Source organism: Luteolibacter sp. (genome assembly GCF_039920825.1).
Classification (GTDB): domain Bacteria; phylum Verrucomicrobiota; class Verrucomicrobiia; order Verrucomicrobiales; family Akkermansiaceae; genus Luteolibacter.
The window spans coordinates 50978-76313 of the sequence record NZ_JBDSCX010000023.1 but is presented as its reverse complement, the minus strand read 5'-3'; the positions used below and the strand labels follow the sequence as shown (position 1 = coordinate 76313).

At 58.7% G+C, this 25336-nt stretch carries 26 protein-coding genes; 21 read left to right on the top strand and 5 right to left on the bottom strand.

Going from position 1 to position 25336, the window contains the following annotated elements:
- The 17 genes from ABIQ96_RS06000 to ABIQ96_RS05920 all read left to right on the top strand — a co-directional run.
- Window positions 1-301 (top strand): hypothetical protein (locus ABIQ96_RS06000; RefSeq protein ID WP_348213655.1); only part of this gene is annotated, 301 nt, incomplete at its 5' end.
- 127 nt (window positions 302-428) lie between these two features.
- The gene (locus ABIQ96_RS05995; protein ID WP_348213654.1) at window positions 429-2201 is read left to right on the top strand and encodes a hypothetical protein; all 1773 of its coding nucleotides are present in this window, start codon (window positions 429-431) and stop codon (window positions 2199-2201) included.
- Window positions 2202-2204: 3 nt separating this feature from the next.
- Window positions 2205-2741: a hypothetical protein gene (locus tag ABIQ96_RS05990; protein WP_348213653.1), complete on the top strand. Its 537-nt coding sequence runs from the start codon at window positions 2205-2207 to the stop codon at window positions 2739-2741.
- Window positions 2729-3406: a hypothetical protein gene (locus ABIQ96_RS05985; protein WP_348213652.1), complete on the top strand. Its 678-nt coding sequence runs from the start codon at window positions 2729-2731 to the stop codon at window positions 3404-3406. The genes ABIQ96_RS05990 and ABIQ96_RS05985 overlap by 13 nt, the downstream gene beginning before the upstream one ends.
- Window positions 3407-3434: 28 nt before the next feature.
- Complete coding sequence (locus tag ABIQ96_RS05980) at window positions 3435-5234, top strand: secretin N-terminal domain-containing protein (RefSeq protein ID WP_348213651.1); 1800 nt, start codon at window positions 3435-3437, stop codon at window positions 5232-5234.
- A 75-nt stretch (window positions 5235-5309) separates the two neighbouring features.
- Window positions 5310-5894, top strand: a complete 585-nt coding sequence (locus ABIQ96_RS05975) for a hypothetical protein (protein WP_348213650.1) — start codon at window positions 5310-5312, stop codon at window positions 5892-5894.
- A complete protein-coding gene (locus tag ABIQ96_RS05970) occupies window positions 5891-7588 on the top strand; it encodes an ATPase, T2SS/T4P/T4SS family (protein WP_348213649.1) in 1698 nt (565 codons plus the stop codon). The genes ABIQ96_RS05975 and ABIQ96_RS05970 overlap by 4 nt, the downstream gene beginning before the upstream one ends.
- Window positions 7581-8741: a type II secretion system F family protein gene (locus tag ABIQ96_RS05965; RefSeq protein WP_348213648.1), complete on the top strand. Its 1161-nt coding sequence runs from the start codon at window positions 7581-7583 to the stop codon at window positions 8739-8741. The genes ABIQ96_RS05970 and ABIQ96_RS05965 overlap by 8 nt, the downstream gene beginning before the upstream one ends.
- A gap of 25 nt (window positions 8742-8766) precedes the next feature.
- The gene (locus ABIQ96_RS05960) at window positions 8767-9180 is read left to right on the top strand and encodes a hypothetical protein (protein ID WP_348213647.1); all 414 of its coding nucleotides are present in this window, start codon (window positions 8767-8769) and stop codon (window positions 9178-9180) included.
- A 57-nt stretch (window positions 9181-9237) separates the two neighbouring features.
- A complete protein-coding gene (locus ABIQ96_RS05955) occupies window positions 9238-9648 on the top strand; it encodes a type II secretion system protein (RefSeq protein WP_348213646.1) in 411 nt (136 codons plus the stop codon).
- Complete coding sequence (locus ABIQ96_RS05950; protein WP_348213645.1) at window positions 9645-10112, top strand: hypothetical protein; 468 nt, start codon at window positions 9645-9647, stop codon at window positions 10110-10112. Before ABIQ96_RS05955 ends, ABIQ96_RS05950 begins: the two co-directional genes overlap by 4 nt.
- Entirely contained in the window at window positions 10109-10903 is a 795-nt protein-coding gene (locus tag ABIQ96_RS05945) for a hypothetical protein (RefSeq protein ID WP_348213644.1), read from the top strand. Before ABIQ96_RS05950 ends, ABIQ96_RS05945 begins: the two co-directional genes overlap by 4 nt.
- The gene (locus tag ABIQ96_RS05940) at window positions 10900-11697 is read left to right on the top strand and encodes a hypothetical protein (RefSeq protein WP_348213643.1); all 798 of its coding nucleotides are present in this window, start codon (window positions 10900-10902) and stop codon (window positions 11695-11697) included. The genes ABIQ96_RS05945 and ABIQ96_RS05940 overlap by 4 nt, the downstream gene beginning before the upstream one ends.
- Window positions 11694-12194, top strand: coding sequence for a hypothetical protein (locus ABIQ96_RS05935; protein WP_348213642.1), 501 nt, complete (start codon window positions 11694-11696; stop codon window positions 12192-12194). Before ABIQ96_RS05940 ends, ABIQ96_RS05935 begins: the two co-directional genes overlap by 4 nt.
- A gap of 28 nt (window positions 12195-12222) precedes the next feature.
- Window positions 12223-13029: a DUF3108 domain-containing protein gene (locus ABIQ96_RS05930; RefSeq protein WP_348213641.1), complete on the top strand. Its 807-nt coding sequence runs from the start codon at window positions 12223-12225 to the stop codon at window positions 13027-13029.
- 45 nt (window positions 13030-13074) lie between these two features.
- Window positions 13075-13800 carry a L,D-transpeptidase family protein gene (locus ABIQ96_RS05925; protein WP_348213640.1) on the top strand — a complete coding sequence of 242 codons (726 nt, stop codon included), beginning with the start codon at window positions 13075-13077 and terminating at the stop codon, window positions 13798-13800.
- A gap of 57 nt (window positions 13801-13857) precedes the next feature.
- Window positions 13858-14277, top strand: a complete 420-nt coding sequence (locus ABIQ96_RS05920) for a hypothetical protein (protein WP_348213639.1) — start codon at window positions 13858-13860, stop codon at window positions 14275-14277.
- 36 nt (window positions 14278-14313) lie between these two features.
- On the opposite strand, the gene murA is transcribed toward ABIQ96_RS05920, so the two are convergent.
- From murA to prmC, 3 genes are read right to left on the bottom strand one after another with little or no spacing between them, the layout of a single operon-like run.
- Window positions 14314-15585 (bottom strand): UDP-N-acetylglucosamine 1-carboxyvinyltransferase, encoded by a 1272-nt coding sequence (murA, locus tag ABIQ96_RS05915; protein WP_348213638.1) that lies wholly within the window; start codon window positions 15583-15585, stop codon window positions 14314-14316.
- A gap of 30 nt (window positions 15586-15615) precedes the next feature.
- The gene (locus ABIQ96_RS05910; RefSeq protein WP_348213637.1) at window positions 15616-15981 is read right to left on the bottom strand and encodes a hypothetical protein; all 366 of its coding nucleotides are present in this window, start codon (window positions 15979-15981) and stop codon (window positions 15616-15618) included.
- Between the two features lie 31 nt (window positions 15982-16012).
- Window positions 16013-16849 carry a peptide chain release factor N(5)-glutamine methyltransferase gene (prmC, locus tag ABIQ96_RS05905; RefSeq protein WP_348213636.1) on the bottom strand — a complete coding sequence of 279 codons (837 nt, stop codon included), beginning with the start codon at window positions 16847-16849 and terminating at the stop codon, window positions 16013-16015.
- A gap of 187 nt (window positions 16850-17036) precedes the next feature.
- Here prmC and ABIQ96_RS05900 point away from each other — a divergent pair, with 187 nt between their 5' ends.
- The 4 genes from ABIQ96_RS05900 (at window position 17037) to ABIQ96_RS05885 (ending at window position 21937) form a co-directional block, all read left to right on the top strand.
- Complete coding sequence (locus ABIQ96_RS05900; RefSeq protein ID WP_348213635.1) at window positions 17037-18887, top strand: potassium transporter Kup; 1851 nt, start codon at window positions 17037-17039, stop codon at window positions 18885-18887.
- A 34-nt stretch (window positions 18888-18921) separates the two neighbouring features.
- Window positions 18922-20064, top strand: coding sequence for a beta-ketoacyl synthase N-terminal-like domain-containing protein (locus tag ABIQ96_RS05895; RefSeq protein WP_348213634.1), 1143 nt, complete (start codon window positions 18922-18924; stop codon window positions 20062-20064).
- Window positions 20061-21206, top strand: a complete 1146-nt coding sequence (locus tag ABIQ96_RS05890) for an HAD-IB family phosphatase (RefSeq protein WP_348213633.1) — start codon at window positions 20061-20063, stop codon at window positions 21204-21206. The genes ABIQ96_RS05895 and ABIQ96_RS05890 overlap by 4 nt, the downstream gene beginning before the upstream one ends.
- Window positions 21207-21280: 74 nt before the next feature.
- Entirely contained in the window at window positions 21281-21937 is a 657-nt protein-coding gene (locus ABIQ96_RS05885; RefSeq protein ID WP_348213632.1) for a hypothetical protein, read from the top strand.
- 59 nt (window positions 21938-21996) lie between these two features.
- Here ABIQ96_RS05885 and ABIQ96_RS05880 read toward each other — a convergent pair whose 3' ends face one another.
- Complete coding sequence (locus ABIQ96_RS05880) at window positions 21997-22494, bottom strand: 8-oxo-dGTP diphosphatase (RefSeq protein ID WP_348213631.1); 498 nt, start codon at window positions 22492-22494, stop codon at window positions 21997-21999.
- On the bottom strand, window positions 22491-25325 hold the full coding sequence (gene gcvP, locus ABIQ96_RS05875) for an aminomethyl-transferring glycine dehydrogenase (RefSeq protein WP_348213630.1): 2835 nt from the start codon (window positions 25323-25325) through the stop codon (window positions 22491-22493). Before gcvP ends, ABIQ96_RS05880 begins: the two co-directional genes overlap by 4 nt.
- Between the last annotated feature and the right edge of the window lie 11 nt (window positions 25326-25336).

Sequence of the window (25336 nt, the reverse complement as noted above, 5' to 3'; positions counted from 1 at the left end):
GGCCTCCATCCTCACCATCCGCAACGTCCAACAAGCGGTTCGCTCGTTTGCGAACATGAACGGCGTGGCTGAAGGCGGTGCGGTAGCTACCACGGATATCTTCGGAACAGGCAAGTTCATGCAGAACAACCCGACCGCCGGCCTTCATCCAGGTGGCGCCGGTCTGACCTACACGATCCTCGCACCGACGGTGATACCAACAGTCGGCACCCTGTACCTCACGGTCGCGGGTTCCGCAACCTCCGACGCGACTCCTAACACATATTACATGCCGACAGCCGGCAGCTACAGCGACTGGTAATTCCAACGGAATCCAGTTCTGACTCCAACGGCTCGCGTGCCCATGGCGGGCGAGCCGTATTTTCTATCAAAATCGTTTTTCGGATCCGCCCCCCAATCCGCCATGAAGTCCCTTACTTTCCAGTCTCTTGGCCACTTTCAAACATCCGGCGTCTCTGAATGCACTCCAGCAGTATGCCCAGGCGTGTTCGATCCTGCGCAACACCACGCGTGCGCGGAATCCGGCCTGGTATCAGGAGGCACTTGACCTCAACTACCAACTGCACATCCGGACGGATGGCAGCGGTATCACCACTTTCTATCACGACCGCAAAAAGGGCGAATGGTCCCAGGGTCCATCACTCGGCGAGGGTGCGTTGCACGATTCCGCCAAGCTCGAATCCGTCGCCGCTGAAGCGCTGAGACAGGCGCGTTCGGCGGGAGCCACATCGCTGGGAGTCATCCTGCATGTCGCCGACGAGTTCGCGACGACCGAACTCAAGCCCGAACTCGACAATCCCGCCGCACTTGCCACTTTGCGGGATGCCGCTCTGGCTGACCCGGGTTCGATTCTAGCGGATTCCTCGATCCAGGCCGATCAGGCATCCTGGCGGGTGATGCCTTATCCCGCTGCGGGCAGCGAGGTCATCGGTACGACGATCACCATTTCGCGGCAGTATGCACCGGTCATCAGCGTATTCCGCACGGCGGGTGAAAATGAGAATTTTCCAGTCGTCACGCATACGTTGAGCGCTCCGTTAGTCGCCATCATGGGGCTCAGCAAGGTATTGGTACAGACACCGGGCAAGTCGTTCGTGGCGATTCTCCAGTATCCGTGGTTCACCACGCTGGCGTTCTTCAACGAGCATGCCGATCTCAGGCTGATCCGGACGCTCCAACATCGCGGCCTCCGCAGGCCGACGAATTTCCGCAATGCGCTGGCGACGACGAATGCCTCGCTCGAGTTCATCGATCCGGACCTCTTCCTTGTTCCGTTAGGAAACAACGTCGACACGACGCTGGATGCGGATCTGAAGATCACCTTCACCACCAGCCGCGTCGAGGTGATCCAACTGGCCCAAAACGAGCGACTCCCTTCGTGGTGCGCCGAGCCGGTAGTTTCAGCCGGTTCCGCGGGCACCGCATCGACCGAGCCCCAGAGTCATACCTTCACAATCTTCCGGGATGAAAAATGGCCGCTTCAGGATTTCCTTCCCACGCCGAAGGACATCGTGGAAATTTTCCCGAATCGTTCCGAGATGAGGCTTCTCAGCATGCTGCGCCTTGCCCGGGTCGCGGTGTTCGCCATCACTGTGCTGTGCATTGCCTATTTCGCCTTTGGCGCGATCGACATCATCCGCAAGCCCGAATGGTCGTTCGATCCAGCCCAGACGCAGATCACCAAAACACGTCTGGCCGCACTTACTCATGAAAGGCAGAAGGCCGATCATTGGAACAATTTGTTGGATGACCGTTCGAAGGCATGGGTCAACATGGAGTCGCTTTCCCGCATGTTTGCCGAAAATAGCGGGATGTTGGTGAAGACCTACAGTCACGTCACGAAACCTGACAGTGCTCCGGGCCAGGCCAAAATCGGATTCACCAAGGAATGGAAGATCACCGGCTACGCGCGTGACGAGGCTCTTGAATACCTTAACACGATCAATACCAGTGAAGGGGTCTCCGCCCACTTCGGCGAAATCGCCCGCATCACCGGCAACAGCTCGTTCAACACGACCATCGGGAAACGGAACCTCGTCGTCAACGTCCGCACCCAGGAGAACGGGACTTACAAGCCGGTGCCGGTCGAGGAGCCCAGCGATGAGGACGAGAGCACCTATCCATTCACCTTCGATCTAACCATCACGCAGCGCTTCGAGTCCACCGACCCGATGGCGATCAACGTAGCCAAAGCCCCCTGAGCCATGCACCTTTACCGCCAACCGATCGTGATTTTCGGACTAGTCCTGCCCATCGTGGCCGCGGCTGCCGTTGTGGGCTTCTGTTTCATGATGAAGTCCAGAATGGTGGCCTCATATGAAAACAAGCTGACGAACTACAAGACCTATGAAGCAGGCCGTCTGGCAGGCCTCGAGATCGAGTCCCAGGTTTCCCGCCAGCACCAGCATATGGAGCGTTGGAACACGCAGCTTTCGGAAGAAACAGCCAGCACGGTGACGACACGCCTTCGTGAAATCGCCGAGCACCTGCCGAAAAAGGAATATCAGCTAACAGCATTCGATCCATCCAATACCAAAGGTGGTTTCGGTGCCGTATCGGCACAGACTTCCACCCAGCTTCGCATCGCTTTCCGTGGCACGTTCCGGACGATGCAGCGCGCATTTCTGGAACTGGAGACGCGCATGCCGCAACTGCAGCTTCAGGAACTCAAGATCGATCCGAGCGCAAGCCAATCCACTCTCCTCAACTTCCAAGTCTCCTACACCGCATGGGAAAACTGAACTACATCTGCCTGGGATTGATCTCGGTCACGTCGGCGCTCGCCCAGTCGGCCGCCAACTTTGATACCAAGATCATCACGCCCGCCGCGCCCGCTCCAAAGGTGGTGAAAATCGCGAAGCCCGCTGCCGAGAAGGAAACCGTGGTCAGCACGAACGTTCCTTCCCGTTACGTAGGTTCCGCCGAGCTCGAGGCCTATCTTGGATCGCTTTCCTCGGTGTTCGCGGCGAGAGGACGCGAAAAAGATCCGTTCGGACATTTTCAGGATCCAGACTCCACACCGGTAGTGAAAAACACGGTGGCGAAAGTTTCGCGCAGCGCGCCCGCCAAGGCCACGCCTCTATCGGAAATTATCCAGCTGATCACCATCACGACGATCATGCCGCGTGATAACAGTTTCCTCGTGGGAACCCGCTTGGTCAAACAAGGCGAGGAAATCGCACTGATCTGGCGCGGCAAACACATCCGGGTCCAGGTGACCGACGTTACGTCCCGCATGATCGCGTTCCGGAATGCGGAAACCGGTGAGACCGGTACGCGCCAGTTAGACATGCTTCCGCCCGGGATGAGGGCTGGCAACGGCAGCGAAGGCATCCAGGCACCCGGCATGGTTCCGGATCGTCCGAATGCTCCGATCGAACTCGAAACGGGTGATTCCGCGCCCTAACCACTCTGAGATTTTAAAACCAAACGATATGAAAGCCGCGAACTTCTTTTCCATCACCGCCTCCTTCCTGGCGGCCGGACTACTCCACGCTCAGACTCCGGCCGATCCGTTGATCGAACCCGTGGCTGCTGCCGGAGACCTGCCGTCCATACCGTCCGCCGGGAATTCCCTTCCCGAGTCATCGCCGGTGAGCCAACCGGGCGGAGTGCCCGCGGCTCCGGAAGTCCCATCACCCTCGGATCTGCCACCTTCGCCGCCGGCTCCTGCGAATCCCGGAGATCCGGCCGCGCCCGCGGCCGCGCCGTTCGCTCCGTTGGAACAGCAAAAGCAGGAAATGCAAAAGTCCGAGGAGGGCTACATCATCAAGGATGCCGGGCTCAATGACATCTTCCAGTTCCTCGCGAAATCCGCCGGACGCCAGTATTTCCACAACTCGAAAATCACTGGTCCGGATTTTCTCGTCACCGGTCACCTCAACGACGGCGACCCGCTCCAACAGATGGAGGAACTGGCGTTCCAATACGGTCTTTCCCTCCATGTCAAAGGGAACACGATCTACGCACTCACCCAGGCGCAGCTCAGCCAGTTGCCCAGCGCCGAGTTCCACTATCAGCTCCGCTACCTGCGCCCTACGGACATGGAACAGATCAAGGAATTGATCAAGCCGATGCTCAGCCCGGGGACCGGAATTGTGAATTTCGAGCCGAAGACCAATACCATCATTATCATCGATTCCGCCCACCGCATCGAGCAGGCCCGCGACCTTCTCCACGGCATCGACAAGGCGAAGGGCCAGATCATCGTTGAAACCAAGATCCTCCGTGTGAACAGCAGCGCGGCGGAGCGCACCGGCGTGAACTGGGCGACTTCGCTCGGCAAGGACGGGACTTCCATCAATCTCGCGCAAAACCTCAACTCGGTCTTCGGACTTCCCCAGTCACCCCGTTCCTCGATTGTCGGGGGGGCAGGCACCGACCTTGTTCTCAGCCCCATCCAGCTAAATGGTGTTCTGCGCGCCCTCGCCGAGGGTGGGCTTGCGAGTCAGATCTCCAATCCGACCCTCATCACCGAGGACAATGAACAGGCTCTGATCTCGATCATCGACCGGAACCCCATCATTACCACCACCAGTACCGCAGCTTCGGGGTCGGACAACCCGACCGTGACCGAGGAGGTCCGCTACAAGATCGATGCCCAGGATAAATCGATCGACCAAGATCCGGACAAGCAGCGGGAAATCGGCATCTCGCTGGTGGTCACTCCGACTCTTCTGCCGGACGGCACCGTGCGCATGAAGATGCGCCCGAGATCGGCCCAGATCGTAGAGCAGATCGTCAGCATCACCGGTAACAAGTATCCCCGGGTCAGTGAATCGATGATCGAAACGATGGCCCGCGTTCCTAACGGATATTCGCTGGTCGTGGGCGGCTTCTACGGAGAAACCCAGGTGAGCGGCAAGAACAAGATCCCTGTGCTGGGCGACGTTCCCGTGCTCAATTTTTTCTTCAAGAGCAGCGAAGCCACCAAGGAAAAAACCAGTCTGGTTTTTGTCGTCACACCCAAATCCTATGATCCGTCCAACGGCCGGGACAACGACAAGGCGAGCAACAGGCTCCGCGAGGGAACCACCCTCGGCTGCGACCACGACTGGATCGACCTCGATAATCCCGGTCCGGCCCACGAGCCTAACATGCAGCGCACCATCCGCGGACTTCAACCGGCGCAGGCACCGTATTATCCCCGCGAAGGAGAAATCGCACCCGCTCCAAGCCAGACCACCAGTAGCAGCAGTTCCGCGCCTCATTTTAGCCGATCGGGAAAACACTGATCCCGCGTTGGTCCGGAGGCACGGGTGAATGACCTCCGGACAATCTCCAATTTTCAACCGCAAGACCACTCCCCCATGCAAGCCGCCTCACCATTTACGCTCCCCCCCGAATCCGCTCCTGCGCCGAAAAGCGCGGGCATCTGGGATTTTGCCGAAATCTGTCTTCAACGAACCGTGGCCGCGCTTCAGGAGGCCCGGGCGGGAACCGCTCAGGAAATCTCTCAGGCGGTGGCGCGGACCCGTGAGGAGCACGCCATGGAACGGCCGAGCGACCTGTTGGAGATTTTCGCACGTGTCCAAGGTCACGACGAAGAATTCCTCAGTCCGGCGGTGATGGCCTTGGGCGACAAGGTCGCCGCCACGCTCACGCCGTACGCGCCTTACATTCCATTTGCCGGAAAACTGATAGCGCCATCCGCTTTCTACGAATCCTTTGATCAGATCCACAAGATCGCCCGGGTTCTGTTATCCCCTGTGATCTACGCGGAGGATACCGACAGCATCGGCATTGCCTCGGCCAATCCGGTAGCTGCCGCGATTCTGGCGGATGAAATCCGGAGCAGCGTTTTCAAGCGGTTCGGAATCCGCACGTTCGTTACCGTTGCCCGGCTGGATTACGAAAGCTGGACCTTCCTCACCCGCAAACACTTCGAGCTATGATCGAATTTGACGGCATCTCCTTCAACGAACTCATCAGCCGCCGCATCATGGGCGAGCTGGCCGGCCACGATCCCAGCTATTCGGAACTCGCGCAGGATCAGGTCCCGAACCGGGTCACCCGCTACAGCTTCATGGCAGCCATCGCCAAGATCAACGGCCTGCCGTTTTTCCCGAAGGTGGCCGAGTTTTGTGACGGGACGCTCCATGCGACCTGTGACTCCACGGTGATGACACGCGGGTTTTTCGCGCCGCTCTGCCTGTCAGGTTCCGACAAGCTGATCGTCGCGATCGCCAATCCCTGGAGCCCGCTTCCCGAGGAATACCTGGCTCCGCGCTTTCCCAATCTGGAGATCGTCAAGATCGTCACTCTCGCTACGGAAATCAGCCGTGCCATCGAGTCCGTCGCCACCAACAGCGGGCCTAGCAGATCCGAGCTCGAAGCCATCGACGTCGAGGACATGGACGACGGAATCCACGATTTCGACGTTACCACCGACTACGCCGAGCCGATGGCGCAGCTCATCGCCACGATCATGGCGGATGCAGTTAGAACCCGGACCTCCGACGTGCATTTCAAGGTCGAGAAGGAGTCGTTCTACTATGCGTTCCGTTGCGACGGAGACATCGGTGCGAAAGTCGAGATCCCGATGAAGCTCAAGGACCGGCTGGATGCCTTCCTGCTCAACCTGATGAGGTTGCCCACCGAGATCCGGAACACCGCGCCGGGTATTTCCGGGCGCTTCACGATTTCTTATTTCCACCGGCCGATCGACATCCGCTACGAGCGCCACCGCACCTATCGGGGGTATCACGTCACCATGCGTCTGTTGGACAAGAGCAACATCAACGTCACCCTTGGAAAAGGAACTCTCGCTTTCGACGATGAGACGATGTTCGCCCTGAACAAGGTGATGAAAATCCCCGCCGGCATCATCGTCATGTCGGGGCCGACCGGATCCGGTAAATCGACCACCCTGAACGCCATCCTGCGCGAGCTCAACCGCCCGGACGTGAACATCCTTACTCTGGAGAACCCGGTGGAAGACGAGGTCCCCGGCATCACCCATTGCGACTTGAAAAGCCCCAAGGAATTCAAGCCGATGATCGCGTCCTTCATGCGGTCAGACCCGGATATCATTCTGATGGGAGAGGTGCGCGACATCGAGTCCGCGGAGCTCGCCATCGAAGCCGCGGTGACCGGGCACAAGGTTCTAACCACGATTCACACGGCGCGCGCCTCGCAGATCATCGAGCGTTTCGAACAGTTGGGTCTGGAGCGCTGGAAAATCGCCCAAACGCTGAAGGCCGCGTGCGCCCAGCGCTTGGTCAAACTGCTCTGTCCGTATTGCAAGGAGCCGTCGCTCGGTGTTGATGAATTGAACCGGAAAACCTTCAGTCTCGACGACACTTGGGCGACCATTCCGGTCTTTGTTGCGAAGACCGGCGGCTGCGCGGAGTGCCGTAACACCGGGTATAACGGACGCACCGCCATCCTCGAGATCATCCCGATCACGCCGAAGATTTCCGACCTCCTCGCGAAGGGGGAAATGACTCCCTACGAATTGGAATTGAAAGTGGCGGAAGAAGGAGTTCTGCCAAGTCTCCGCCGCAGTGGATTGCGACTGCTCCGCGATGGAAAAACCGACCTGATCGCCGTGAGCAAGGTGATCGACATGACCTACACCGATGACTAGCGCCACCACCACCGCCGCCCCGGGTAAAACTCCCGCACTGGAAACCGTCGCGCCTAAGAACGCCGGCCCCAAAGGAATTCTGGCGGCTTTGAACAAGCCGAAGAAGGTCAGGGAATTCAGCAAGAAGGAGCAGGTCGACCTGTTCCGAGGTCTTGGCTCCATGCTGCGCGCGCAGATCAACACCGCGGATGCTCTCAAGTATTACAGCCAAGGGTTGCCTAACAAGGCGATTGTCGATGCGCTGACCCACGTCCGCGAGGACATTAACACAGGGATGAACGTCCACGAGGCGTTCCGCCGGACCGGCAAGTTCAGCGAGACGATCATCGGCCTCATCCAGGCGGGCTCCGATGCAGGGCAGCTTCACCACGCGTTCCAATCCCTTGCCACCCGGTTGAAGAGCGAATTGCATTTCAGCAAGCAGCTCAAGAAAGCGACGATCACTCCGGGAGTCATTATCTGCGTTCTGTCGGGCGCGTTCATCGTATCCCAGGTCAAGATCGTTCCCCAGGTCGAGAGCATGCTCAACGGTGTGGGCGCGAAGCCGGACGGCATGACGGCGATTTCTTTCAAGGTGAGTCATTTCACCCAGGCGATGTGGCCGTTTATTGTAGGCACCGTTGTTGGAATCGCCCTGACGATTTTCAATTCGTCGCACGTGCGGAACCTGATCCTCGGCTTTGTGATGTCGAAGTGGCGCCTGCTCCGCCTGTTGATCATGAGCATGCGGCAGATGACTTTCATTTCCACGATCCGGTTGCTGCATTCCAACGGGATCAACCTTGCGAAGTCCATCCGGGTCTCCGCTAACAGTGTCCGCAACACTCCGTTTTATAACGAGCTGAGGACCGCGGCAGACAAATACGAGCACTCCGGGGTCCCGCTTTCCACGGCATTTGCAAAATACACCTCGGTGGATGCCCAGGTCACGCACATGCTGGCGATCGGCGAGAAATCCGCCTCGCTGGACGCGCAGTTGGAAATGTTGTCGGAGATGTACGAGGAGGATCTGCAGAACCACATGAACACCTTCTCGGCGGCCATCAGCTTCATCGTCCTGATCATTGCGGTCAGTCTCATCGCGGCGGTTTTCATCGGAACCTTCCTGCCGATCTTCCTGATGGGTCCGAAGATGATGCAGTCGGGAATCTGATCCCTGAACGTTAGAGATTCAAACCATGCAACTCACACGCTTCGATCGCTGGCTTCGTGAGACCTATGTGTACGAAACGCATATTCAAACGCTGCGTCCGCCGGAGATGGTTCCGCAAGGGGTGAAGATCGTGGAGCTTCCCGACATCCCCGGGAAGCGCTACAAGCATTTGTTCGTGGCCAAAAGCAGCAAGCTGGCTGACGAGCTGATCCATCACCTGAAGGAGAATGGCCAGATGTACACCACCCAGATCGTGGATCGCGACGAGTGGTTCGTGCCATTCATCGCCCCAAAGGAGAAATCGGTCACCTGGTGGATTATTTCCGTGATCCTCATCACCATCTCCGTGTTCTTCGCCCTGCTCTACATCAAAGGCCTCGTGGCGGATCCCGAGTTCCGCAAGAACTTCGCCGAAGCCCTGAAGCTGCTGAAAGGTTGATTCGCCATTATTTACGGCTTTCCAAAAAGCTCGGTTTACCTTAATAAAATATCCGTCATGAAAACGACAACTCAACCCCGCATTTTCAAAAAGGCATTCACCCTCTTGGAAATGACAGTCGTCATCCTGGTGCTGATGACACTTCTCAAAATCGGACTGGTCACCTCGTCCAGTTTGGACCAGTGGAAGCTCGGAAGAACCGCCTCCGAAGCCCTCCGGTCGGTCTATACGGCCCAACGGATGTATCTCGCCGACAATCCGACCGTGGCGGTCAGCACCATCACGTCCGCGCTGTTGATCCCCTACATGCCTAACAACGCGACTGCGATCCCCACGGTCAAGTCGCTGACCGGCACCACTCTTTCGATCATTTTGAATGTCTCTCCCCCCGTCATCAATGCTGGTTCGGGAACTACCTATGATCCGTCCGGCAGCAACAAGGACTCCCTTTGGGATGTTGGGGAATGATGCGTCTGTTATCAGTATTTGCATTCATCGTATTTCTAACGGCGGCTCGTGCCGACGAGTTCAAGCATGTCGGCGATTTTCTTCTACAGGCTCATTTCAAGATGACCGGGCAGCAGGTGACGCCGATTCCGATGAAGCCCATCGCGTTCCGCGTTTTTACCGACGGCATCCGGATCCGGGTTTCCGCGGAGGGCGACGAGGAGTCGCACACGACGTTTGAAATCTACCGCTCCGACGGCATCGGCCGCCAGCGCAAGGGATCGGGAGCTCTCGAAGTGATCCCCGGCCTGCAGGCCACCAGCAATGTCGGCGGGATCCTCCGCCACCTGCGGCTTTCCCGTGAATCCATGACCATCACCACATTTCCCGGCGTGTCGGATCAAACCATTGTCAGTTACGCCATCGCGGCCGAGCCGAAAGCCGAGCCAACCGCCGCAACGGAGAAACCATCGAGCAATCCATGAAGCCACTTCCCGCCCAGACCCCGGTGGTCATCAAGCCCACCGACAGCGCCATGCCCTCGTTGCCGTCGGCATTGCCCAATCCCGCGCCGTCCTACTCGAAGGCGAACCGCCGGGCATCGTCCTCCTGTCCCACCCAACGCGCCTATCCATGGCTGCTTTTCGCCAGCACGGGAATCGCCGCGATGTTTTGCCTGATGTACATCACCAAGCCGGTCATTCTTGCCTCCCAAGGTGAAATGCCGGCTTACAACGCCACCCCGGTCACCCCGATGGGTGTGCCGGTTGTTGCGGTAAAGTCCAGTCTGATGCCCGATCAGAACCGCCTTCCCGGTGAAGGTGGCCCGGCGCATTCAGCATCGGCTTCGCCGGGTGAAAATGTCCGGAACGCGTTGTCCCAGTCGAAATTCGCCACCGCCTTCGAACAAACCAACCTGCGGATCCAGCACATTCTAACCGCCGAAGCTCCGGGCGGGCATCTTGCCAAGATCGATCTTGACGTGCCGGTTCTCTATCAGAGCAGGAATCTCCGCTGGACCGCCCCCGAAGTCGCCGAAGCACGCGAGCTTCTCGCCCGCCTTGCTGACTATCAGGAAAAATCCCGCGCACTGCGCTCGGAAGGCGTGGCCCTGCTTGATTCCTGGAACCACTTGGTCGAGCGGTCGATCCCCAACGGCGAGCTCCGGGCCGACAGCCCGACGCTCCCCACCAATCAACAGGACGCCGTCGATGCTCCACGCCCGATCGGGCTGGATACCACCGAATCGATCCAAATCAAACCTTCCGGAAAATGAAAGCACGTCCCGCCATCGCGATTTTCTCGATCCTCGCCACGGTTTGCGCGTTCGCTCAAAACGTCAAGCAGGAGCCCCAGTCGGATCCCGTTCTCGACGCGATCCAGGAATTCAACAACCGTGACAAGGGCAAGCCCAACGAAGTGACCGTGGTCCTAGACGATGCCGCTCCGGAAGCCGCCGTGGTGAAAGACCTGCCGGTCGCCAAAGTTGCCGACAGCGAGCCAGCGGTTCTGGTCACCGGCAAGCCGCCGGAAGGAACGGACGTCGTTGTTCCGCCGGAACAACCGGCGGTGAACGCGACCGCCACCGATCTTGATGAGGAAACTCCGGCTCCGGAAAACGGCCTCGCCGTTAGAGTCGAGAGATTGCAAACGGGCAAAGGCACCATCGATCCGTCCAAGGTGAAATTGTTAGCGCCTTTCCCCGCGAAGCCGCTGGCCGCCGCGCCTGTCGGTTGGCATCTCGATTCCTCGGCCACCGCTCCGCCATTCACCCGTGAGGTTGAAATTTCACCGGGCTCGAAGATCACCCTGACAATCCGTCCTCATTTGTTAGTTCCCGATGCCGATGGCTCGCAGGTGTTCAGCATTTCCGAACCCGGATACGACAACACACTCGGCTATCAGCAAACCGCCACCGTCGGTGCGATCCTCTCCAACTCCATTCGCCAGTTGGACGAGGACTCGAAGCAACTCGGTAGCGCGATCGATCGCCTCCAGCAGCTCCTCGTTTCCCTGCCCAAGCCGGAAGTCCAACCGGAAATCAAACCCGCCACCGTCCGCAAAAAATGAAAGCCTCCACTGTTCCCACGATCTGCGGCGTCGCGTTGGCCGCCATGTCAGCCGCCGGTTTCAGCCACTGGTGGTCCGTGCGGGAATTCGTTGCTGCAATGCCTTCGGGCCTGCCGGTTTCGTCGCCAGCCCATCATCCGGCTGCTCCGGTTGAAGCCGCACCGGTCGTCAAACCGGCTGCGCCCGCGGTTCTCGCTCAAACTCCAAAAGCCCAGCCTGCTCCCGCGGCAACGGTCGCGACCGATTCCGCGCAGCGGAAATTCTATGAATCGCTGGTTTCGAAAATGGAGAGCCTCCAGAACCAGAACCGCGATCTAATGGACCAAGTGGCGGAGACCAATCGCGACGTGATGAAACTCGAATTTCGTGTCGATACCCATTCCGAGTCATTCCGGCCGTTGAAAGTGAACGAAGAGCGTTCCGACACCAGCTTCGACGACGGTCCGGGCGTGTTGCCTCCGCGGGCGGATCCGGTTTTCCTGCCAACCGGTGAATAACAGTCCGCTCATGGTCGTCCCAAGCCGCATGTCCGACATCATCCGGCTCATTCTCGTTTCGTCGCTTGCCATTCCGTTAGCCACAGCGGCTCCAACTTGGCAGGGCGAGCTGACTTCACCCGCGCCCGGTGCGTTTCCGAAACCGGTGCCATCGACGCTCGAATTCCAAGTGAGCTGGAAGGGCATGATCCAAGCCGGCACCTGTCGGATCGAGTTCGCTCCAGCCGCCGTCAAGAAACCGGGAAAATATGTGGTTCTCTCGAACTCCGCCAGCGTCGGCGCGGCGGCCTTGCTGTTCACCTATCACAGCAATTTTTGGTCCGAGATCGATCCCGCCACCTTGCGGCCCGACTATTTCCACGCGGAGGAAACGGACGACAAGGAACAGGTTTCGACCACCGTCCGGCATTTTCCGACCAAGGTGGAAAGCGAGGAAATTGCCAAGCAACTCAAGTCCGGCACCAGCAAGAAAACCGACCGCGTTTTCGCCTTCTCGCCGATGTTCGACATCTTCTCGGCCATGCTGCACGTCCGTAGCCAAAAGCTCGATACCGGCGACCAGATCGTTCTCGCGATTCTTCCGTTCGACACTCCCTATCTGCTCAAGGTCAAGGTCGAGGGGCGCGAGGTTCACGAAGGACGCAAGGCTATCCGCCTCACTGTCGGCATGCGCAAAATCGACCGCAAGACGCTCGAACTGGTCGCCTACAAGAAGCTGAAAAAAGACGCCACCATGTGGCTGAGCGACGATGCCGACCGCATCCCCATCGAGCTTCGGGCCGCCGTCTTTATCGGCGATGTACGGGCCACGTTGGTCTCCCACACGAAGCCTTGACGGCCCGGCCAAGTGGCAGGACTTTCCCACCATCCGATCCCCGCCATGTTTTTCAAATCCCTGCTCCTCCTTTTCCTCGCCGTCCTGCCAGCGGCCGCCTTCGAGCTGCCCTCGAATTCCAGCCAATGCGTTGTCGGTATCTCGGACGGTTGGGACAGCTCGAATGTCACCCTCACCTTCTATGAAAAATCCGGCGGTGCTTGGAAGCCCGTCGGTGATTCGTGGAAAGCCCGCCTTGGCAAAAGCGGGCTCGTCTGGGGAAAAGGCCTGAGCCCGGTGCCTAACGGAGCTGTCACGAAAAAGGAGGGCGACAACCGCTCTCCCGCCGGAGTGTTTTCCATCGGTGGCGCGTGGGGTTACGATTCCACCGTCCGCAAGAGTCCCTCGCAGTTCTATCAAAAGGTCACCTCGCGGGATCTGTGGGTCGAGGATTCGGCATCGCCGCAATACAACCAGCACATCCTGCTCGACCACGAGCCCGCCACGGCTTGGGAGAAAAAGCAGCAGATGAAACAAGATGACGACGCACACGCGCTGAAACTGTTCATCGCCCACAACGCTCCGCCCAACGCCGTTCCCAATGCCGGCTCCTCCATCTTCTTTCACATCTGGCGCGGCGGCGGCACGAAGCCCACCGCAGGCTGCACCACCATGGAAAAACCGAAACTGCAATGGGTAATCTCCCGCATCGATCCCGCCCGGCATCCGCTCTACGTGCTGCTGCCCGTGGCGGACTATCAGAAATACAAAGCGGCGTGGAAGCTGCCGTGATCACGGTTGCAGAAATAGAAGTTTGGAGTTGGTCACGTTACCCTGCAATCAAAAGCAATGGCAAACCCATTTACATTGGTTCTCGCGATCCTCACCGTTGAGAGCAGCTATTTGCAAGAGGTTGAGCACCCGGCTAAGATTGTGCCGGACACCGTTCAATTTTGGTTCGCGCCCGAGTGCCAGTGGCGCATCAAGACTTTCGCGATTGACCACGATATTCACGTTCACCAAATCAGAGTCGATGACAAGTCCGCTCGCCTCACGACGGAATTTGCCCAGAACAACATCAAAAAGAGTTACGGCGACGTTACGGACACCGTTTTGGTCTTGGAATTTCCGGACCCGAAGAACGATGCTGACGTTCAACGGATTCTTAGGGAGAACAAGGTCACTGGAAAACTAGAAGCCGTCAAAGAAGGTTACTACTTCTACAACCCTGATAGAGGTGAATATCGCACCAAGTCTAAACCCAAGTGACTTTTCCTGATTCCGCCGTTACGAAAGCCAGCCAGCTCACCGATCCTTCACCCGCTCGACATTCGCTCCTAACATGAGGAGCTTTTCGTCGATGTGCTCGTAGCCGCGGTCGATGTGATAGAGGCGGGAGATTTCGGTGGAGCCTTTGGCGGTTAGGGCGGCGAGGACGAGGGCGGCCGAGGCTCGGAGGTCGGAGGCCATGACGGGGGCTGCGGAGAGTTGGGCGACGCCGCGGACGACGGCGGTGCCATTGTCCACCTTGATGTCGGCGCCCATCCGCTTGAGTTCGGCGCAGTGCATGAAGCGCTGCGGGAAGATGGTGTCCTTGATGACGCTGATGCCGGGGGTAGTGGCTAACAGCGCGGTCATTTGGGCCTGCATGTCGGTGGGGTAGCCGGCGTAGGGGGCGGTGGTGATTTCCACGCCTTGCAGGACATCGCCTCGATGGATGGTGCAGGAGCAGCCCGATTCGTTGAATTCGACGCGATGGCCGGAAAGCTCGATCGCGGCGGTGATGGCTTTCATGTGGTCGCGGCAAACGCGGTGCAAGGTGACGCCTTCACCGGCGAGGGCGGCGGCGGCCATGAAGGTGCCGGCTTCGATGCGGTCCGGGATGACGGTGTGCTCGACGCCGTGGAGTTTTTTCACGCCTTCGATGACGATGCGGCGGGTGCCGGCTCCGGTGATTTTCGCGCCCATCGAGTTGAGGAAATTCGCGAGATCGAGGACCTCGGGTTCGGCGGCGGCGGATTCGATAACGGTGATGCCTTCTGCCAGGGTGGCGGCCATCATCACGTTGTCGGTGCCGAGAACGGTCGGCCCGTGGGTGCCGCGGAGGTCGATTTCCGCACCGCGCAAGCCGTCGGGAGCGGTGAGGGTGATGTTTCCGCCTTCGAATTCGATTTTCGCGCCGAGTGCTTCGAACCCGCGCAAATGCAAATCAATGGGGCGGTCACCGATGACGCAGCCGCCGGGAAGGGAGACGACGCAGCGGCCTTTTCTTGCCAGCAGCGGGCCCATGACGCAGACGGAGGCGCGCATCCGACGGACGAGTTCATAGGGAGCCTCGTCCATGATATCGGCGCAGGTGATGCGAACGGTGCCGGAGGAACGCTCCACATCCGCACCGAGGGCGCTGATGATTTGGATCATGTAGTTCGTGTCCGAGACATCGGGGACGCGGCGGATGATGCAGTCTTCTTCGGTGAGCAGGGCGGCGGCGAGAATGGGCAGCGAGGCGTTTTTGGAACCGGAAATGTTGATCGCGCCCCGCAGGGTGGAGCCGCCGTGAACTACGAGTTTGTCCATGAAGAGATAGGGGATAGGGGATGGGAGATTTTAGAGGGGGCGCTTTACTGCATTCGCTGCTGATATAGCGGCAGTTTTTGTATTTTTGCGGTGGCTTCGGTAGTCTTTGATACCCATAGGTATCGCGGCAACTACTAAACCAATGCCACTGTAACGCAGATACTTGAATAACGCCGGATATGAGGACTCCAAGGCTGCGAGCAGTCCGATATTCAATACAAAGAAGGCACCCAGCAGCGCTCCTCCTTTGGAGGCAGGCCAATGCAGGCCACCTTTACCCCATTTACAAAGAAAGGGGAGGTGCTTCTGACTCCAGGGATAGCGGGTTGCGATTGCCCAAATTGACGTCAGAGACAGCACGATCAGAATGGAGCCTCCGATGATTTGTGCTGTCATTGGGTTCTAAGTGAATTTCTTCCAAAGGAAATCAGGGACGCTTGGCGAACGGAAAGCGGGCGATGCCGGAGAGGTCGGTTTTTACCTCAATGTGGGTGAAGGACGAGGCTTTGAGAATTTCAGAGACTTGTGAAGCCTGATCGTGACCGATTTCCAGAACGAGCCAGCCGCCGGGTTTCAGACGGTGGAACGCTTCGGGGATGAAGCGGCGGATGAGATCGAGGCCGTCGTGGCCGGAGAAAAGGGCGAGGGCGGGATCGTGAGTGACCTCGCGGGAAATCGTGGCGCGTTCGGAGTCCGGGACGTAAGGGAGATTGGCGACGATGCCGTCGAACTCAGCGTCGATGGCGGTGAAGAGGTCGCTTTCGAGGAACGTGGCATTTTGAATTTCCAGGCGGCCGGCGTTTTCCTGAGCGAGGGACAGGGCGTCCGGGGAAACGTCCGCGAGGGTGACGTTCCAGCCGGGCCGTTCGGAGGCGAGGGTAAGGCCGAGTACGCCGGAACCGCAGCCCATGTCGAGGACTTGCGAATCGGCGGGGAGGTCCCATTTTAAGATCCACTCGGCGAGTTCCTCGGTCTCGGGGCGGGGGATCAGGGCGCGGGCGTCGGTTTTGAATTCGAGTTTGTGGAACCAGACGGTGCCGAGCAGGTGTTGGAGCGGGATGCCTTCACCGCGCTTCTTCAGGGTTTCACGCAGCGGAGCGAGGTCGGATTCCTCGATCATGTGGTCGAAACGGAGATAAAGATCCATCCGCGTGCAGCCGAGTTGGCGGGCGACGAGCATTTGCATGTTGCGGCGGGCATCCTCGATCCCGCGTTTTTCGAGATAGCGGGTGCCGCCATCGATGGTTTCCAAAACAGTGCTCATTCGTAAGTCGGCGGCAGAGTGAGCACGCGGGGCGGCCCCGCCAAGTCCGATGATGGGGGATTTTGCAGTGCTGTAAATTGGCTGGTCAGCCGGGGCGGGAAATGGTTTTTAGCCCCCGCGAGCGATCCGCTTCGCAACGATGAGTGAACCACACGGAGGCCATTCCGGCCATAGACCTCACCTCGCGGTGACCACGATCGCAGCCTTGGGCATTGTTTTCGGTGATATCGGAACGAGTCCGCTCTATGCGTTCCGCGAATGTTTTTCCGGCTCCCACGGAGCGCCGATCAATCCCGCCAACCTCGTCGGTGCCGCGTCGCTGATCGTTTGGTCGCTGCTGCTGGTGGTCTCGGTGAAATATTTGTTCGTCATCCTCAAACTCGACAACAAGGGCGAGGGCGGGATCCTGGCGCTCTCGACATTGATCCGCGGCGCGATGCGCGCTCTCGGCGGCAAGGATCCGAGGAAAATCCTGCTGTTCGGTTTGGCGGGTGCGGCGTTGATCTATGCCGACGGCATGCTGACTCCGGCGATCTCGGTTTTGAGTGCGGTGGAAGGATTGTCCGTGAGTGCTCCGGCGCTGGCCCACTGGACGGTGCCGCTGTCGGTATTGATTCTGATAGGCCTGTTTTCCATCCAGAAATTCGGCACGGGAAATGTCGGAAAATTGTTCGGTCCCGTCGTTCTGTTATGGTTTGGCACGATCGCCGTGCTGGGCGTCCGAGGAGTGATCCATCATCCGGCCGTGTTGTGGGCGGTGAATCCTTACACGGGTCTGCACTTTTTGTTTCACGAGTGGGAACACGCGATGCCTTTGCTGGCGGCGGTGTTCCTCGCGGTGACCGGTGGCGAGGCCCTTTATGCGGACCTCGGTCATTTCGGAACAACGCCGATCCGCGTCGGTTGGTTTTCCGTGGTGCTGCCCGCTCTGGTGTTGAACTACCTCGGCCAAGCGGCACTTCTAACGGCGGATCCGCTGGCGATCCGCAGTCCGTTCTTCCTGCTCGCTCCGGATTTCCTTCAGCTTCCGCTGACGATCCTGGCGACATTCGCGGCGATCATCGCCAGCCAGGCGCTCATTTCCGGCGCGTTCTCGCTGACCACCCAGGCGGTGCAGCTTGGCTGTCTGTCGCGGGTCCGGATCCTGTACACCTCGGAGCATTCGATGGGACAGGTCTATGTGCCGGTCATCAACCACATCTTGGCGGCGGCCTGTATTTTGTTAGTGATCACCTTTGAAACATCGTCGAAACTCGCGGGTGCGTACGGCATCGCGATTTCGCTGACGATGACCATCACCTCCGTCCTGTTCTTCTCGGCGGCGCGTGCAGTGTGGGGTTGGTCGAAACTGAAAGCCGGCGTGGTGACAGGATTGTTCCTGGCGCTTGACGGTGCGTTCCTCGCTGCGAACGCCCTGAAGATCTATCCATGGGGCTGGCTTCCGCTGGTCGTCGCCGGCGGTGTCATGGCCGTCATGCTCATCTGGATATGGGGCCGCAAACGTTTGTATGCGCGGATCATGCAGGACTCTCTGCCGATCGATGTCCTGCTCAAGGATTTACACAAAGGAAAAATCCATCGCGTGTCCGGCACGGCGATTTACATGAGTGGCAAAGGCCTGCAAGTGCCCACCGCATTGCTGCATAATCTCAAGCACAACCAGGTGCTCCATCAGCAGGTCATCCTCCTTCATGTCATGACGATCGACCAGCCGCACTCGAATCCGGACGACATCATGGACTACGAGGATCTCGGCGACGGCGTCCACCGCGCCACCCTGCGTTTTGGTTTCGCGGACACTCCCGACGTGCCGGATGCCTTGAAACACCGCATGCCGGAGAAGGCCCGTTTCCAACCGGGCAAGGCCACCTATTTCCTCGGCCGCGAAACCTACGGAGTCGGCAAGAAAGCGACATTCATGGATCGTTTCCGCATGACGATGTTCGCGGTGATGGCCCGCAACGCCTCTCCGGCGACCGCATATTTCCAGCTTCCTCCCGGCCGCGTCGTCGAGCTGGGAGCACAGATCACTCTTTGAAAATCGTTGCGGGAGTTGCCCTGCCTGATCACCCGTGACCCGCCAACCACCGCTTTCGATCACCGGCCTCGGCGCTCTATCCGCTCTGGGTTCGGACGTGGCATCGCATCGTGAGGCGTTGCTGGCCCGTCAGGTGCCGTTTCGCAAACTGGGTGAATTATTAGGAATGGATAGCCCCCACGCATCGCGCCCCGGTGCCTGGATCGCGGAGCGTAAACTGCTGGTAAACCGCAAATGGAGTCCCGCGACCATGGCGGCGCTGCACGTTGCGAGGCAGGCGGTCGCCGAAGCGGGTTGGAGTGCCGGAGATTTGCGTGACGCCGCATTGGTTGTCGGCACAAGCCGTGGGAATGCGGCGGGTTGGTTAGGTCCGTGGCCCGGCCGCCGTCCGTTCAAGCTGATGGCCGCGAGCAATACGATTCACAGCGAACCGGCATCGGCGATCACCATCGAATTCGGCATCACCGGACCGAATCATGTGCTTGCGAGCGGTTGCGCCGCCGGACTGGATGCGGTGGGTATCGCAATGATGCTGGTGCGGTCGGGTGTCGCGCCGCGGGCTTTGGCGGTCGCCGTCGATCTGCCGCTGGTTCCAATTTTGTTGGATAACTATGCGGCGTCGGGTCTGTTGGCAGGCAAACTTGAATCTGATCCGTATCATCCGAAAAGCTCGGGATTCATTCCCGCGGAAGGAGCCGCGGCGATGGCCATAGAATGCCGCGAAGGAAATTTTCCCAGCCTGCTTCACTACGGCTGCAATGCGGATGCCTGCGATCCGGTGGGGATTCCCGTTGATGGCGGGCGCACGCCGGAGCTTTTGGAAAAGGCGATCCAGCTCTTCGGTCAGCCCGCCGCGGTTTGCACCCACGCCACCGGCACCGGCGTGCAGGCGATTGCCGATCCCGCCGCGTTGAGCCGGGCATTTCCGGATGCGCGGCCGACCCTGCATTTGTTGAAACCTTTCACCGGGCATACCATCGGAGCGAGTGGTTTGTTAGAATCCGTGATCCTCGCCCGCTTCGCCCGTGACCGGCAGCTTCCGCCCAACCTTTCCGGCCTTCACGCACCGCACGGATTTTCACTTCCCGATCAGGTGCTTGATGCATCCGGGCCGATTCAGAAGCTTTCCCACGGAATGGGCGGGCATAACGCGCTACTTGTTCTGACACCACCATGAGCCCATCCCGCCGACTTGTTGTTTCCATCGATGATCAGGAATTGAACGTCATCGAGGGCGATCAATGTATCCGCCGGTTCGACATTTCCACCGCTGCCAAGGGCATGGGATTCCAGTTGGATACCTACCGCACGCCGACGGGACGATTCCGGATCTCGGAAAAAATCGGCGATGGCGAACCTGCCGGAACGATTTTCAAAATGAGATTGCCCGTAGGCCAATGGAATCCGGGTGATGCCATCGAAGGTGATCTGGTTCTCAGCCGCATCCTGCGTCTTGAAGGATTGGATGCGGAAAACGCCAATACATTGGAGCGGAATATCTATATTCACGGGACCAATCAGGAGGACAATCTCGGTCAGACGGCAAGCAGCGGATGCATCCGTCTGGGCAACGAAGAGATGATCGAGCTGTTCGGTCTGGTGTCTGAAGGAACCGAACTTGAGATCCAACCTGCGACCCAGCGGCGCGGCAAGTTGCTGTTCATTGATTGTGATTCCACACTTTCCACGATCGAGGGCATCGATGAACTCGCCCATGCGCGGGGTGATGAAGTGTTCTCTAAAGTCGTGGAACTGACCCATGCGGCGATGAATGGAGAGGTGCCGATCACCGAAGTATTTCCCAGAAGAATGGAGATGATCCGTCCGGATCGCGAAGTCTGCGACGTGGTGAAGAATCGTTATATGAACACCTTGGTTCCCGGAGTTGCCGATTTCGTTCGCGAGGCGAAGGAGGAGGGATGGTTGGTGGTGATTCTTTCAGGTGGATTCGCACCATTGATCAAGCCTCTCGCAAAGCAACTGGGCGTTGCCCATGTGGAGGCGGTGCCGCTTTATCTTAATGAGGACGGAACCTACAAAGGCTATGGTGAGGACTATCCCACCACGCGCAATCTCGGGAAAAACGAAGTCATCCGTGAATGGAAACATGCCATTCTGCCTGAACGCGTGGTGATGATAGGTGATGGAATATCCGATATGGAAACCAAACCGGATGTCGATGTGTTCATTGGATTCGGAGGTGTGGTTGCCCGGCCGAAAGTGAAGGAGGGTTGTGACTATTGGCTTACGGATATGAATGACAGATCAGCTCTGATGGCGGTCATGTCAGGTGAGGAAATAGATAGTGGCATGGCATAGCATCCGATTCATGTAAATCCAGGCATCGGATTTGTGCTTGCTAGCGGGTTCATGAATTATAGCTTGCCTTCGTCATGAGTACTACCACCAAGAAGAAATCCACCAAGGGAGTTCGTTATACGGACGCACAGAAGAAAGAAGTCACCGACTTCACAGTTGCCTACAACGCATCAAATGGCCGCGGAGGTCAGAGCAAAGCTGCCGAAAAATTCGGAATTTCACAACTGACGATCGCCACCTGGTTGAAGGGCTCTGCTTCGCCGAAGGCAGCAAAAGCACCGAAAGCTGCAAAAGCGCCGAAGGCCGCCAAGGCGCCGAAAGCTGCCAAAGCTCCGAAGAAAGCCAAAGCAGGCAAGAGCAAGGCCGGCACCCGTTATACCGACGAGCAAAAGCAGGAGGTTGTCGATTTCACCGTTTCCTACAATGAAGCAAACGGCCGTGGCGGACAAAGCAAGGCTGCCGCCAAATTCAAGGTTTCCCCGCTTACCGTGATGGCTTGGTTGAAAGCAGCCGGTGTCAAAGGCGGCGCGAAAAAGGGCGCTGTGAAAGCCGCCAAGGCTCCCAAGGCTGCAAAAGCCCCCAAGGCCGCGAAAGCAGCGAAGGCTTCCGTATCGGGTGGCTTCGATGCCAAGCTGGTCGAATTGCTTGCTCTCAGCAAGGAGATCACCAAGGCCGAAGCCGAGCTCGTGAAGCTTGTCGCCAAGTTCAACGCCGCCAAGGCGGCTCTCTGAGCGATCTAACGAAATAAATCACCGGGCCGTTTCTCCGCAGGGGAAGCGGCCTTTTCATTTCACCAGACGAGGTCGGTGAGGATTTCCTTCCAAAGCACCCGCTCGCCTTCGAAGATGAAATTGCCGATGAAGGTTTTTCCCTCGATCACCAGCGGCAGCCAATGCCGGTCGTCCTCCCACATCCGGTGATAGGGGATCTCATCCAGCGCGGTCCATGCGGGCACCGCTTCATCCGTCTCGGTGGGCGTGCCGCTGAAATCTTCCGATCGATAGACATGGCAAAGGATGTCGGGGCAGTCCGACATGGAAAATCGCAGCTCTCCTAGTTTTACCGGGTCGTGCGGCGTGACCAACAGTTCTTCCTGCGTCTCGCGGATCACTGCTTCGAGCGCCGTTTCGCCGGGTTCGATCTTGCCGCCCGGGCCGTTGATTTTTCCGGCTCCGAGCCCGCGCTTTTTCTCGATGAGAAGAATTTGCCCGTCCTTGATGACGAACATCAGGGTGGCGAGCATTTCGCCCTGCCAGATCGTCCAGTCGATGGGCGATTCCGACATCATGAGTTGGCTTCCGCGTAAGCTTCCACCGAGTCGCAGGTGCAAACCAGGTTGCGGTCGCCATGCACATTGTCGATGCGTCCGACCGACGGCCAGAACTTATGCTGGCGCAGATAGGGAAGCGGGAATGCGGCCTGCTCGCGGCTGTAGGAATGCGGCCAATCATTTCCGCAGACCGTCTCACAAGGATGCGGCGCGTGTTTGAGAGGATTGTCATTCGCGTCCAGCTCGCCGCTGATGACGGCGGAAATTTCGCCATGGATGGAAATCATCGCGTCGCAAAACCGGTCGAGCTCAGGCTTCGATTCGGACTCGGTCGGCTCGATCATCAGTGTTCCGCCGACCGGCCAGCTCATGGTCGGCGCATGGAAGCCGTAGTCCATCAGGCGCTTGGCGACGTCCTCGACGGTGATGCCGCTTTGATCGGATAGAGGACGCACATCGATGATGCATTCGTGGGCGACGCGGCCGTCGTTGCCGGTGTAGAGGATCGGGAAAAACGGTTCGAGCCGCTTGGCGATGTAGTTCGCATTCAGGATCGCGACCTCGGTGGCTTCGGTTAGTCCGTCGGGGCCCATCATCGCGATATACATCCAGGAAATCGTGTTGATCGAAGCGCTGCCCCACGGTGCGGAACAGACGGCACCTTCCTTGGAATCGAGTTCGCAATGGCCGGGAAGATAGGGGAGAAGTTGTTTGGCCACGCCGATGGGACCCACGCCGGGACCGCCGCCGCCGTGCGGAATGCAGAAGGTTTTGTGGAGATTCAAGTGACAGACATCCGCGCCGATCAGGCCGGGAGACGTCAGGCCGACCTGAGCGTTCATGTTCGCACCGTCCATATAAACCTGGCCGCCGGCTTCGTGGATGATTTCACAAATCGAACGGATGGTTTCCTCGAACACGCCGTGCGTCGATGGATAGGTCACCATCAGTGCCGCCAGATTGTCGCGGTGTTCTTCGGTGCGCGCCGCGAGATCGGCGACGTCGATATTGCCATCCGTATCGCATTTCACGCCGATGACTTTCATCCCTACCATGACTGCGGAAGCGGGATTCGTGCCGTGGGCGGAAACGGGAATGAGGCAGATATTCCGGTGCGAGTCGCCGCGCGCGAGGTGGTAGCGGCGGATTGCTAACAGACCGGCGTATTCTCCCTGCGATCCGGCATTCGGCTGGAGCGACACGCCCGCGAAGCCGGTGACTTCGGCGAGCCAGCCTTCGAGCACCGATAGCATTTCGCGGTAGCCCTGACTCTGGTCGGCGGGCACGAACGGATGCAGCGATGAAACTTCCGGCCAGCTCATTGGCATCATTTCCGACGTCGCGTTGAGCTTCATGGTGCAGGAACCGAGGGCGATCATCGATTCGTTGAGCGCGAGATCCTTCGATTCCAAACGCTTCAGATAACGGAGCATGTCCGTTTCCGAGTGATAGCTGTTGAAGACCTTCTGAGTGAGGAAAGTCGTGCCACGCGAATGCCCTTCATGCCATGCGACTCCGGAAACTTCCTTTGCACCCACTTTCACTCCGAAGGCGGCGGCGATTACCGCGATGTCATCGGCTGTCGAAGTTTCATCGAAGGAAATTCCAACATGATCCGCATCGATGCGGCGGAGGTTGATGCCGGAAGCGGCGGCTGCTGATAGAACCGCGTCCGCTTTTCCCGCGACCTTGGCGACGATCGTGTCGAAAAAAGGTCCGATTTCGATGAGCACCCCGCCGGCGGTGAGTGCTGTCTTGAGTTCCGCGGTGCGGGAGTGAACTGTGTTGGCGATGTGCTTCAGTCCCTCAGGGCCATGATACACGGCATACATCGACGCCATCACTGCTAACAGCACCTGCGCGGTGCAGATGTTGGAGGTCGCCTTGTCGCGGCGGATGTGTTGTTCGCGTGTTTGCAGGGACAAGCGATAGCCGGGCTTGCCGCGCGAATCCACCGAGACGCCGATCAGGCGGCCCGGCATCTTGCGCTTCAATGCGTCGGCGCAGGCCATGAATCCGGCGTGCGGTCCGCCGAAGCCCATCGGCACGCCAAAGCGTTGTGAATTTCCCACACAGATGTCCGCGCCGAATTCACCGGGTGCCTTGAGGACGGTGAGTGCGAGCAAATCGGAGGCGACGATAGTCACCGCTCCGGCGGCTTTCGCTTCGGTGAAAAATTTCGTGAAGTCGTCGATGCGGCCGCGGGTGTCGGGATACTGGACGAGCACGGCGAAAAGCCCTTCGCAATCCGCCGGATCGAACGTCTGCCAGTCGCCGATGACCACCTCGATGCCGAGCGGCTCCGCACGCGTGACCACCACGTCGATGGTTTGCGGATGGCAGCGGTCGGAAACAAAGATGGCCTTCCCCTTCGGCTTGCCGGCCAGTGCGAGGCTCATTGCTTCGGCGGCGGCGGTGCCTTCGTCGAGCAGCGAGGCGTTGGAAACATCCAGGCCAGTTAGATCGGTGATCATCGTCTGGAAATTCAGCAGCGCCTCGAGCCGGCCCTGCGCGATTTCCGCCTGATAGGGCGTGTAGGCGGTGTACCAGCCGGGATTTTCCAGAATGTTCCGCTGGATGACGCCGGGCGTGTGCGTGCCGGAATATCCCTGGCCGATGAACGACTTCATCACCCGGTTTTTCGACATGATCGACTTCAGCCAGGCGAGCGCGTCGTGTTCGGATTTCGCCTGTGGCAAACTCAGCGCGCCGTCCATCCGAATGCCGGCGGGAACGGCGGCATCGATGAGCGCCGAAAGCGACGGATAACCGGTAATTTTAAGCATTTCCTCCCGATCAGAACCAACGGGACCTAAGTGGCGGCTGCGGAAATCAAGACGAGCGGGCATGGCGATGGAAG

Bases quoted from the DNA above. Each gene is read 5' to 3' on its own strand.
- ABIQ96_RS05920 (WP_348213639.1), top strand. From the start codon at position 13,858: ATGGCAAACCCATTTACATTGGTTCTCGCGATCCTCACCGTTGAGAGC.
- ABIQ96_RS05980 (WP_348213651.1), top strand. From the start codon at position 3,435: ATGAAAGCCGCGAACTTCTTTTCCATCACCGCCTCCTTCCTGGCGGCC.
- ABIQ96_RS05975 (WP_348213650.1), top strand. From the start codon at position 5,310: ATGCAAGCCGCCTCACCATTTACGCTCCCCCCCGAATCCGCTCCTGCG.
- ABIQ96_RS05970 (WP_348213649.1), top strand. From the start codon at position 5,891: ATGATCGAATTTGACGGCATCTCCTTCAACGAACTCATCAGCCGCCGC.
- ABIQ96_RS05950 (WP_348213645.1), top strand. From the start codon at position 9,645: ATGATGCGTCTGTTATCAGTATTTGCATTCATCGTATTTCTAACGGCG.
- ABIQ96_RS05990 (WP_348213653.1), top strand. From the start codon at position 2,205: ATGCACCTTTACCGCCAACCGATCGTGATTTTCGGACTAGTCCTGCCC.
- ABIQ96_RS05925 (WP_348213640.1), top strand. From the start codon at position 13,075: ATGTTTTTCAAATCCCTGCTCCTCCTTTTCCTCGCCGTCCTGCCAGCG.
- ABIQ96_RS05945 (WP_348213644.1), top strand. From the start codon at position 10,109: ATGAAGCCACTTCCCGCCCAGACCCCGGTGGTCATCAAGCCCACCGAC.
- ABIQ96_RS05930 (WP_348213641.1), top strand. From the start codon at position 12,223: ATGTCCGACATCATCCGGCTCATTCTCGTTTCGTCGCTTGCCATTCCG.
- ABIQ96_RS05965 (WP_348213648.1), top strand. From the start codon at position 7,581: ATGACTAGCGCCACCACCACCGCCGCCCCGGGTAAAACTCCCGCACTG.
- ABIQ96_RS05910 (WP_348213637.1), bottom strand. From the start codon at position 15,981: ATGACAGCACAAATCATCGGAGGCTCCATTCTGATCGTGCTGTCTCTG.
- ABIQ96_RS05985 (WP_348213652.1), top strand. From the start codon at position 2,729: ATGGGAAAACTGAACTACATCTGCCTGGGATTGATCTCGGTCACGTCG.
- gcvP (WP_348213630.1), bottom strand. From the start codon at position 25,325: ATGCCCGCTCGTCTTGATTTCCGCAGCCGCCACTTAGGTCCCGTTGGT.
- prmC (WP_348213636.1), bottom strand. From the start codon at position 16,849: ATGAGCACTGTTTTGGAAACCATCGATGGCGGCACCCGCTATCTCGAA.
- ABIQ96_RS05955 (WP_348213646.1), top strand. From the start codon at position 9,238: ATGAAAACGACAACTCAACCCCGCATTTTCAAAAAGGCATTCACCCTC.
- ABIQ96_RS05960 (WP_348213647.1), top strand. From the start codon at position 8,767: ATGCAACTCACACGCTTCGATCGCTGGCTTCGTGAGACCTATGTGTAC.
- ABIQ96_RS05940 (WP_348213643.1), top strand. From the start codon at position 10,900: ATGAAAGCACGTCCCGCCATCGCGATTTTCTCGATCCTCGCCACGGTT.
- ABIQ96_RS05885 (WP_348213632.1), top strand. From the start codon at position 21,281: ATGAGTACTACCACCAAGAAGAAATCCACCAAGGGAGTTCGTTATACG.
- ABIQ96_RS05890 (WP_348213633.1), top strand. From the start codon at position 20,061: ATGAGCCCATCCCGCCGACTTGTTGTTTCCATCGATGATCAGGAATTG.
- ABIQ96_RS05935 (WP_348213642.1), top strand. From the start codon at position 11,694: ATGAAAGCCTCCACTGTTCCCACGATCTGCGGCGTCGCGTTGGCCGCC.
- ABIQ96_RS05880 (WP_348213631.1), bottom strand. From the start codon at position 22,494: ATGATGTCGGAATCGCCCATCGACTGGACGATCTGGCAGGGCGAAATG.
- murA (WP_348213638.1), bottom strand. From the start codon at position 15,585: ATGGACAAACTCGTAGTTCACGGCGGCTCCACCCTGCGGGGCGCGATC.